At 62.4% G+C, this 8,918-nt stretch carries 9 protein-coding genes; 3 read left to right on the plus strand and 6 right to left on the minus strand.

What is annotated here, in order from left to right; genetic code table 11:
- Positions 1-706, minus strand: a 706-nt coding sequence (locus tag VFL62_RS17650) for a tripartite tricarboxylate transporter substrate binding protein (RefSeq protein WP_325173670.1), incomplete at its 3' end; no start/stop codon positions are given.
- 99 nt (positions 707-805) lie between these two features.
- A complete protein-coding gene (locus VFL62_RS17655; RefSeq protein WP_325173671.1) occupies positions 806-1,732 on the minus strand; it encodes a LysR family transcriptional regulator in 927 nt (308 codons plus the stop codon).
- A 118-nt stretch (positions 1,733-1,850) separates the two neighbouring features.
- On the opposite strand from VFL62_RS17655, the gene VFL62_RS17660 reads away from it, so the two are divergent.
- Positions 1,851-2,549, plus strand: a complete 699-nt coding sequence (locus VFL62_RS17660; protein ID WP_325173672.1) for a pirin family protein — start codon at positions 1,851-1,853, stop codon at positions 2,547-2,549.
- 102 nt (positions 2,550-2,651) lie between these two features.
- On the plus strand, positions 2,652-3,251 hold the full coding sequence (wrbA, locus tag VFL62_RS17665; RefSeq protein WP_325173673.1) for an NAD(P)H:quinone oxidoreductase: 600 nt from the start codon (positions 2,652-2,654) through the stop codon (positions 3,249-3,251).
- A 68-nt stretch (positions 3,252-3,319) separates the two neighbouring features.
- Here the strand turns inward: wrbA and VFL62_RS17670 are convergent, their stop codons facing one another.
- On the minus strand, positions 3,320-4,546 hold the full coding sequence (locus tag VFL62_RS17670; RefSeq protein WP_325173674.1) for an acyltransferase: 1,227 nt from the start codon (positions 4,544-4,546) through the stop codon (positions 3,320-3,322).
- 1 nt (position 4,547) lies between these two features.
- A complete protein-coding gene (locus VFL62_RS17675; protein WP_325173675.1) occupies positions 4,548-5,708 on the minus strand; it encodes a GNAT family N-acetyltransferase in 1,161 nt (386 codons plus the stop codon).
- A gap of 313 nt (positions 5,709-6,021) precedes the next feature.
- On the opposite strand from VFL62_RS17675, the gene VFL62_RS17680 reads away from it, so the two are divergent.
- Positions 6,022-7,113 (plus strand): glycosyltransferase, encoded by a 1,092-nt coding sequence (locus VFL62_RS17680; protein ID WP_325173676.1) that lies wholly within the window; start codon positions 6,022-6,024, stop codon positions 7,111-7,113.
- A 22-nt stretch (positions 7,114-7,135) separates the two neighbouring features.
- Here the strand turns inward: VFL62_RS17680 and VFL62_RS17685 are convergent, their stop codons facing one another.
- A complete protein-coding gene (locus tag VFL62_RS17685) occupies positions 7,136-8,449 on the minus strand; it encodes an O-antigen ligase (RefSeq protein WP_325173677.1) in 1,314 nt (437 codons plus the stop codon).
- A gap of 8 nt (positions 8,450-8,457) precedes the next feature.
- Positions 8,458-8,918 (minus strand): glycosyltransferase family 2 protein (locus VFL62_RS17690; protein ID WP_414644757.1); only part of this gene is annotated, 461 nt, incomplete at its 5' end.

Below are 8,918 nucleotides of genomic sequence, written 5' to 3' on the forward strand. Positions count from 1 at the left end.
TGCGTTCGGCGCCCCAATTGGCGAGCACGCGCATCTTCCCGTCATCGACGAGCTGGCGCAGTGTTCCCGGGGCCGAGGCCACCGCATCCACCGTCCCGGTCAGGATCGCGTTCAGCGCCGGCGCCGCGCCGCGGTAGGGAATGTGCAGCAGTTTGATGCCGGCGGAGGCCGCAAACATCTCCATCGCGACGTGCAGCGTGCCGTACGGACCGGACGAGCCGTAGCGAATTTCGCCGGGCCGCTTCTTGGCGTCGGCCACGAATTCCTCCAGCGTCTTCCACGGCGCGGAAGCCGGGACTGCGAGCAATGTCGGGTCGGCGAGCACGCGCGCGACGGGGGCGAATTGCGAGACCTCATAGACTGGCGGGCGGTCGAACAGACGATCGGCCTCCGGCAGCACCGCCAGCGAGGACAACGTCATCAAGAGCGTGTAGCCATCCGGCTCGGCGCGCGCCGCAGCCGCATTGCCGATGGCGCCGCCGGCTCCGCCGGCGCGGTTGTCGACGATGACGGATTTGCCGAGGATCTGCTCGAGCGCATGCGCGATGGGTCGCGCCGCGAGATCAGCCTGCCCGCCGGCTGGAAACGGCACGATCATCGAAACCGTATGCGTCGGCCAATCGATGGCCGCGATGGCCTGCGACGGCTGCGCCAGTTGCAACAGCGGCAGCGCGGCGGTGGCTTTCAGCAATTCGCGTCGGTTCATCGGCAGTTTCCCCCGGGGGTCTTTTTTCTGCCGATTGGTTACACCAACTGGCCCGAAGCGTGAACTGCGCAAAAGGTCGTGGGCCAGCGCCAAAATCGCTCATGCGCGACGCGACGGCTTGGATTTTTTCACCCTGCCAAAATGCGCGACCAGAAAATCGCCCAACGCCTCGACGCGCGCCGGACGCGGGCCGCCCGGCGGCATCACCAGATGCACCGCGCCCTCCGGCTGCGACCAGCCCTTGAGAATGACTTCGACCTCGCCCGCGCGAATCGCATCGCCGGCGATGAAATCCGGCAGATCGGCAATCCCGAGACCCGCGATCACCGCCGGCAATACCGCCTCGCCATTATTGACGCGAAGCTGGCCCGCGGGGCGCACGTTCACCTCATCGCCCGCGGCGTTGCGATAGTGCCAGACCTCGGCGGTCGAGAGGTAGGCGTAGCCAAAGCATTTGTGCTGGGCCAGATGCATCGGATGGGTCGGCCGGCCGTGACGCTTCAGGTAGGAAGCGGCCGCTACGGTGTGGCGCGGCACCCCGCACAGCCGCCGCGCCACCAGCGATGAATCCGGCAGTCGCGCAATCCGCAGCGCGGCGTCGAAGCCCTCGCCGATCAGATCGACCGTGGCGTCGCTCAGATGAAGGTCGATCGAGACGTCGGGATAGCTTTCGAGAAACTTCGGCAGGATTGGCGCGATCGCCTTGATCCCGAAGGTCATCGGCACCGCCAGACGAACGAGCCCGCGCGGCGCCACCGATTGCGCCAAGGCATCGTTTTCCGCCGCCTCGCCGTCGGCGAGCAGGCGCTGCGCACGTCCCGATAATTTTTGCCCGGCGTCGGTGAGCGCCAGCCGGCGCGAAGTGCGGTTGAACAGCCGCGCGCCAAGCCGCTGCTCCAGGCGCGTGACGGCCTTTGAGACGGTCGCCTTCGACAGCGACAATTCGCTTGCCGCCGCCGCAAACGAGCGCAGCTCGACAACCTTGGCAAAAATCGCCAGCGCCTCGAAATCCGGAAGTTTGGCCATTGGCAGCCCTCTGTACTAAAAATGGAAACCATATGTTTCGATTGTTTCTATTTATAGCCAACAACGAAACGCTTATCCAGAGCGCCATGTGAACTCGGAACTTCAAAGGAGTCCCCCAATGCTTGACCTTAGACCCTTCAACCGGCTTGGCGCCGCCGATCACGGCTGGCTGAAAGCCAAGCACCATTTCTCGTTCGGCACGCATTACGATCCCGACAATATGGGCTTTGGTGCACTTCGCGTCTGGAACGACGACGAGATCGCGCCGAACACCGGCTTTCCGGCGCATCCGCATGCCAACATGGAAATCATCACTTATGTGCGCGAAGGCGCGATCACGCATCAGGACAGCCTTGGCAACAAGGGCCGTACCGAAGCGGGCGACGTTCAGGTGATGAGTGCCGGAAGCGGCATTCGCCACTCCGAATACAATCTCGAGCCCAAGCCGACCAAGATCTTCCAGATCTGGATCCAACCGACGACGTCAGGCGGCGCGCCGACCTGGGGCGCCAAGCCATTTCCGAAAGCGGATCGCTCCGGTCAGTTCGTGGCGATCGCGAGCGGAGAGGCCGGCGACAAGGATGCATTGCCGATCCGCGCCAATGCGCGCGTGCTCGCCGCGACCCTGAAAGCTGGCGAGAGCGCGCAATACACGCCGACCAAGGCGCGGCATCTCTACCTGGTGCCCGCCGTCGGCAAGATCGACGTCAATGGCGTCAACGTCAACGCCCGCGATGGCCTCGCCATCAGCGATGAAACGCAGATCAAGATCACCGCGTTGGAAGATTCGGAACTGGTGCTGGTCGACGCGGCGTAACAGCATCTGGCTCTCGGCCTCGCCGCAACTACCTGGAAACCCGCATTGCCGGCGCGCCCGGCAATGCACCTCGTCCCCCAAAAGTCTCCCGGAGATACGTTTATGACCAAAGTTCTCGTGCTTTATTATTCGGCCTACGGCCACATCGAAAAAATGGCGAACGCGGTCGCCGAGGGCGCGCGCGACGCCGGCGCCACCGTCGACATCAAGCGCGTTCCCGAGCTGGTGCCGGCCGAGGTCGCAAAGGCCTCGCATTACAAGCTCGATCAGGCCGCCCCGATCGCCAAGATCGAGGATCTCGCCAATTACGACGCGATCATCGTCGGCACCGGCACGCGCTTCGGCCGGATGACGTCGCAGATGGCGAACTTTCTCGATCAGGCCGGCGGCCTCTGGGCCAAGGGCGCCTTGCACGGCAAGGTCGGCGGCGCCTTCACATCGACCGCGACCCAACACGGCGGCCAGGAGACCACGCTGTTTTCGATCATCACCAACCTGCTGCATTTCGGCATGGTCGTGGTCGGCATGAACTACGGCTTTGCCGGCCAGATGAAGCTCGACGAGGTGACTGGCGGAGCGCCCTACGGCGCCACCACGATCACAGGCGGCGACGGCAGCCGGCAACCTTCCGAAAACGAACTCGCCGGCGCCCGCTATCAGGGCCGAACCATCGCGGAAACCGCCAAGAAGCTGCACGGCTAGCGGCAATAAAATAAGGGCGGCATCCCCAGAGGGAATGCCGCCCTATCGAACTGCCTCGTGACCGGCTTCTACCGCGCGACGCCGAGGGTGCGAACCGCTGGAGGCGACAGGCGCCATCGCGGCTGCGCGAGATGCGCAAACAGTTTCTGTCCCGGCCGCTCGATCAAATAATAGCTGACGCTGGCGACAGCGACGAGAACGGCCAGAAACAGCAACGTCGCCAGGATCGACAACACCTGTCCGCCGAGTACGATCAGCTTGCCCGCTTCGCCTCCGAGCGCTGAACTGATGCCTTCCGTCGTCGTCAACACGCGGCCTGTGATCTTCTCCACGATCGAGACCGGCCGATCGACAAAGTTGAAGATGATGAACGCCTGCCACATGTAGATCGAATAGGAGACTTTGCCGAGCCAGTCATTGACCCTGTTCGACATCAGGCGCGAAACCGGCCCGGCTTCGAACGCGAACACGAACACGGCGGCTGCAAAGACCAGCGGTGCAAAAAACGACGGCGCGCCGCGCCCGGCCGCCGACACGTACCACACGATGCCGATCAGCGCCGCCAATTCGGGGAATCTGGAATCGAGCGTGGCTCTCGGCGTCACCTGAAACAGCCGATAGGTCAGATGGCCGACGAAGAATCCGTAGAGACAACGGACAAATCCGAAGTCGTAGCTCACGTCCATGCCATGTGGCGCGAACAGGACCAGCATCGACACGCTGATCGCCAGTATCATCCCGATCACGCCGAGGGTCGCGAAACGGAATCGCCCGAGCCATGTCGAGCTGGCAACCAGCACCGCGGCGAAAACCAGGTAAGTCCAGAACTCCGCGCAAATGCTCCAGCTCGGCGGGTTCCAGGTCAGATGCCCGATCAGGCCGAACGATTGGCCGAAGACCAGATTGATCGGAAGGGTGTCGAGCGAATTGGCGCCCGTGAACGGTGGCAGATAGAACGCTGCGCCGCGCGCCGCGAGCACGGCCTTGGCACTTTCGGCGGCTACAAACGCCAGTAGCACGACCACATGCAGCGGCCAGAGGCGGCCAAAGCGACGAACCGCGAACGCGGCCAAATCGCCTGCTGTTTTCAGCCGGTCGCCATAGCTATAGGTGATGACGAAGCCGCTCAGCACGAAGAAGAAGTCGACGAACAGATAGCCATTGCGAACGAAATCGAGCGGGTAGATGGCGCTGTAGAGATTGAGGTGAAACAGTGCAACCAGCAGCGCGGCAATTCCGCGCCAGCCATCGAGCACCCGAAAATGCACCTTTGTGGTTTCCGCAGCTGAAGCCATCTCATTCCTCACGTGACGGTCTGCCCAACGCGCGTCCGACCAATTGTGAAAGCCGCGGATAACGGCGCAGCCCTTGCGCGGTGTAATCGCGCAAGACGTAAGGGATGCCGCGCCAGCCGATAGCGATGCTCGCATCGGTGAGCGGAATCGGCCTGGCGCCGAACCGGCGCTTGAAGGCGTAGTTGCCGACGCTGAAGTCGAAGCGGCGAACGCCCTGCGCGTGGAGCGCGGCCATCGTGCGTTCGACAACGAGCTTGCTCGGCGAACAATGCGACCAGCGCTCACCCGCATTGCTGATCCTGAGCACGGCAAAATAGTCACCGTGCCGGATTCCCAGCATGGTCGCGACAAGGCCCTCGTCGCAGGACAGCGTCGAGACCGCCACGTAGCCCTGCGTGAGCCCGCGCCTGACCAGATCGCGGTAGAAGCTGCCGTGAGTTTCGTCGTTGAGTACGAAGTTAAGGCCGAGATTGCGCATGCGCCTCTGCTGCTGCGCGTCCATCATGTCGACGACCTCCAAGGCTTCGTCGACCGAATCGATCATGCGAAATGCCGCGCCGGGATGGCGGTTGAAGACGCGCCAGTAGCGTGGCATCTGGATTCGCTTGATCGAGGCGCGATAGTTCTCGAAATCCTCGCCGACGTCGATGATGTTGCCGTTGAGCGAACTGGAGCCGTCGCGTCCGAGCACAGCGAGTGGATTGATGCCGCCGGCAAGGCGGCCCGGCATCTTTCGAAAGCGAACGAGATCGACGCCGCCCGGTACCTTGCGCAACGCGGCGATCAGCGCCTTGCTGACGGCTCGCGCCTCCGCCATGTCGAAAGCCACGCCCGCCCGCAAAATCGGCGCGTTATAGTCGGTGACGTTCAAGTCGGCGAATTCGACGATGCGAACGCCGTGGCGCATGTGACGGATCAACGGCACCAGAGCGACCTTGCGCGTTATCGTGGTGTCGCTCACGATCGCAATGAGTGGCGAGGCGTTACTGAAGGCGCGATACCAGATATCGAACCACAGCGGATGCTGAAAGGCCGTCTCCTGAGCATCGGCGATCCAGCCGGTGGCCGCCAGACTCCAATCATCGACAAAATCGATTTTGAATCTCGACGCCGCGGGAGAGGATGCGCGTCCGACGATTCGCTCGGCTTCCACGATCGCCATCGTCCGTCAACTTCCCTCAGCCGGCGCTTGCGTCGATCGTTCGAGAGCACGACCGTGCGATCTCGGTCCGCGAGACCTGTTGGTATTTGCCGCCAATTTTTGCTCGGCCCGAATGAATTTATGCACTGTTCAGACGTCGCGTGGACGCTCGATCCTGCGCCGTTATCCCGCAAAAAAGGGGCTCAAGGCAATCGCAGCGGCTGACGGTAAGACAATCACAGGGATATATGGCTAACGTCGCCGTCGGATGGAACCGCGCGCAGGCCGCCGCTACCAGCCATCATTTTTGGAATCCTTAACGCAACGCCGCAGCATGACCGAACAGGTAGAAAACAAAGTGCTGTTTCTCGGCGCGGGCCAGCAAATGCACTGCGGCGTCGGCCAATTCACGCACCTGTTATTTGAAGCCATCGAGAAACTCGATCCCGGCCGCTGCATGGCATTAACCTTGACGCGATCGGAAGGTTCGATCGCCGGGATCTGGCGCGCTGTCGGTTCAGCGCAAACCGTGGTTTGCAACTTCCCGATCGTCGCCTGGAAGCGCGTCATTTTGCGGCCACTGCTGGCCCTTGCGTTCGCGCGGCTGCGCGGCCGGCGCGTCGTGTTGCTTCAGCACGAATGGACGAGCCTGCACTGGCTGCGCCGCCTCACCTATGTTCCGGCTTTGCTGCTTGCCAATACGATCGTCATGTTTTCGCCGCAGGTACGCCGCCAGCTTGCGGCCGATCCTGTCGTCGGTTGGACCGCCGCGAAATGCGTGCTGGCGCCGCTGCCGCCCAATATCGTAGCTCCCTCGCAAACCGCCGATTCCCGGCTGCGCCAGCGGCTCAAGGCGGCACGACAAAGCGGTCGCGTGGTGATCGGACATTTCGGATCGATCTATCCGGGCAAGCAGCCGAACACGCTGCTCAACGTCACTGCCATTCTCCGCGATCGCGGGCACCGTCCGCTTACCGTCTATGTCGGGTCGTTCATCACGGCCCTCGACAACGTCGAGGGCGATTTCCATGCGCGGTTGACCAAGCTGAGGTTATCGGAGGATGTCATCGTCTCGGGCTACGTCGATTCCGGCGCGGAGATATTCGGGCTGTTCGACGAGGTCGACGCCTTCTGCTATCCGCTCGAAGAAGGCCTGACGGCGCGCCGCGCCAGCATCCTCGCCGCCGTGCAAACCGGCCGTCCAGTGATCGTGACCGGTCCCGCCGACGTGGATGAATTCGATCATCATGTGCGATTCAAGAGTCTGATCGAACATGGCGCCATCGTGCTGGTGCCGCGCGGATCGAGCGATGATATTTACGCTGACGCGATCCTCACCTCGCTGAAGCCATCGGCGGCCTATCCTCCGTTCGATTTCGAAAGCTGGTGGCGTGACGCTGCGAACGCGATCAAGGCGCACCTTTAGAACACTTTAGGATGCGCGGGCGTTACTCGGCGAGCCGGAATCGCGCGAGATAATGCAATCCGAACATCGCCACCATCATGGTGAACCACATCTGATCGGCGCGGTCGAAGAAGAAGCTTTCCAGAGACGACAGATACAGTCCGAACAGCCAGACCTGGAGCAGCGCCTGCGCCAGCGGTCCGTTGTTGCCGCCTTGGTCGGCGCCGTGGAAATCCCGCAAAGGCTTGATGACAAACACCGCAATCAGCAGCGCCAACCCCGGAAGCCCCAACGCAAGCGTGATATCGAGGTATCCGTTATGACTGTGGGCGGCCGTCGCGGCCCATTCCATGCCCTGCGGAAGGTTTCGAACGGCACTGCTGCCCCAGAAGGCTGAGAACCCATATCCGGTCCATAGCTTCAGCCGTACCACCTCCAATCCGAACGTCCAGATGTCGGTACGGCCGGTAAAGCTTGCATCCAGCGGCAACGCTTTAGAAATCGCCGCCAGGGTCTCGCTCATCACGCTGCCGATGCCGATCATGTTGAGCAGCACGAGCGGCATCAGCAGGACCGCTGCGCGGAACCAAAATGACCGAATCATCGCCGCGAGCGAGGTCAAGACCAGCACGCCGAAGCAGAGCGCCAGCGCGCTTTTTCCTTCGGTATTAATCAGGAACAGCAGCGTCAGACCCGCCGCAATCCCGCCGGCCAGCCACGAGCCGGCGCGCATGATAAAGATGCTGAGAAACAGCAGCATCGCCATCATGCCCGCGGCCATGTTCTTGTGTCCGAACACGCCGCGCCAGGCGCCGGCCAGCGCGGGCTCCTGAGCGTCGGTCGCCAGATGTATCGACAGGTTCGGCACCAGCAGGAAGCCGAGATAACAGGCCGTCAGCAGCGTCAGAATCGCGGTCGCGAGCCAGTTTCTGAGTTCAGTCTGATTCCTCGGCAGCAACATCAACGATGCGGCCACCGCCGCGACGCTCATCGCCAGCACGAACCGGCGAGCCGACGTGCCGGGCTCGATCGACATCGCCACCATCACGGTGATCCATCCGCCCATGGCGAGATAACCCGGCGACAGCAGCGTCGCGAATCCGGGGGCGCCGTCTCGCATCGCCAGCGCAACCGTCAGGACGGCCAAGGCGGCAAACGCCGCGTAAGTCCACGCTTCGTTGCCCATGGTCACTTCGGTGAGCAGCATGTTGCTGAGATCGATGAACGGATGCAGCGATATCCACGCCAGCAGCAGCGCGCCGATAAAAGCGGCCGCCCGCGCGATATCGAGAAGCTGCAGGCCGCGAAGCTCGTCGGCGACGGCGCAGAAATCGGAAGCCACAGAAAATTGGTTCAAGAACCGGTTCAAGCTGCAATCTTCGAAGCTTTGTAGGGTTGAGGTTCGATGCCGATCGCCGCCAGCAGTCCGCCGGCGGCGACAATCATCGGATGCAAGGCGATCAGTGGTCTCCACTCGGTCAAAAGCAGGCGGAGCGCGCGGAACACCGAAAGCGGCAATAGCGCCATCACCTTGGCGACGAGTTTCAGGCGCGACCATCGGGTATCGGCGACCTTGCGCTGAACGCGATAGTTGATCGCACCGATCCGAAGTCCGCGCAGCGCGATCCAGGATGGGCGCGTTCTGATATCCGGAACGGTCTCGACGATGACCGCTTCTGCAACCCAGTAGAATTTCAGGCCAATCCGGCGGCAGCGGGTGAAGAAATCGACGTCTCCGCCGCCGAGAAAGTTGAACCGAAGATCAAAGGCGGGACTGCCGAGCTGTCGAAAGACGCTACGGCGGATCAGACAGTTTCCGCAACCGT

It is taken from the genome of Bradyrhizobium sp., from assembly GCF_035701725.1.
Lineage (GTDB): Bacteria > Pseudomonadota > Alphaproteobacteria > Rhizobiales > Xanthobacteraceae > Bradyrhizobium.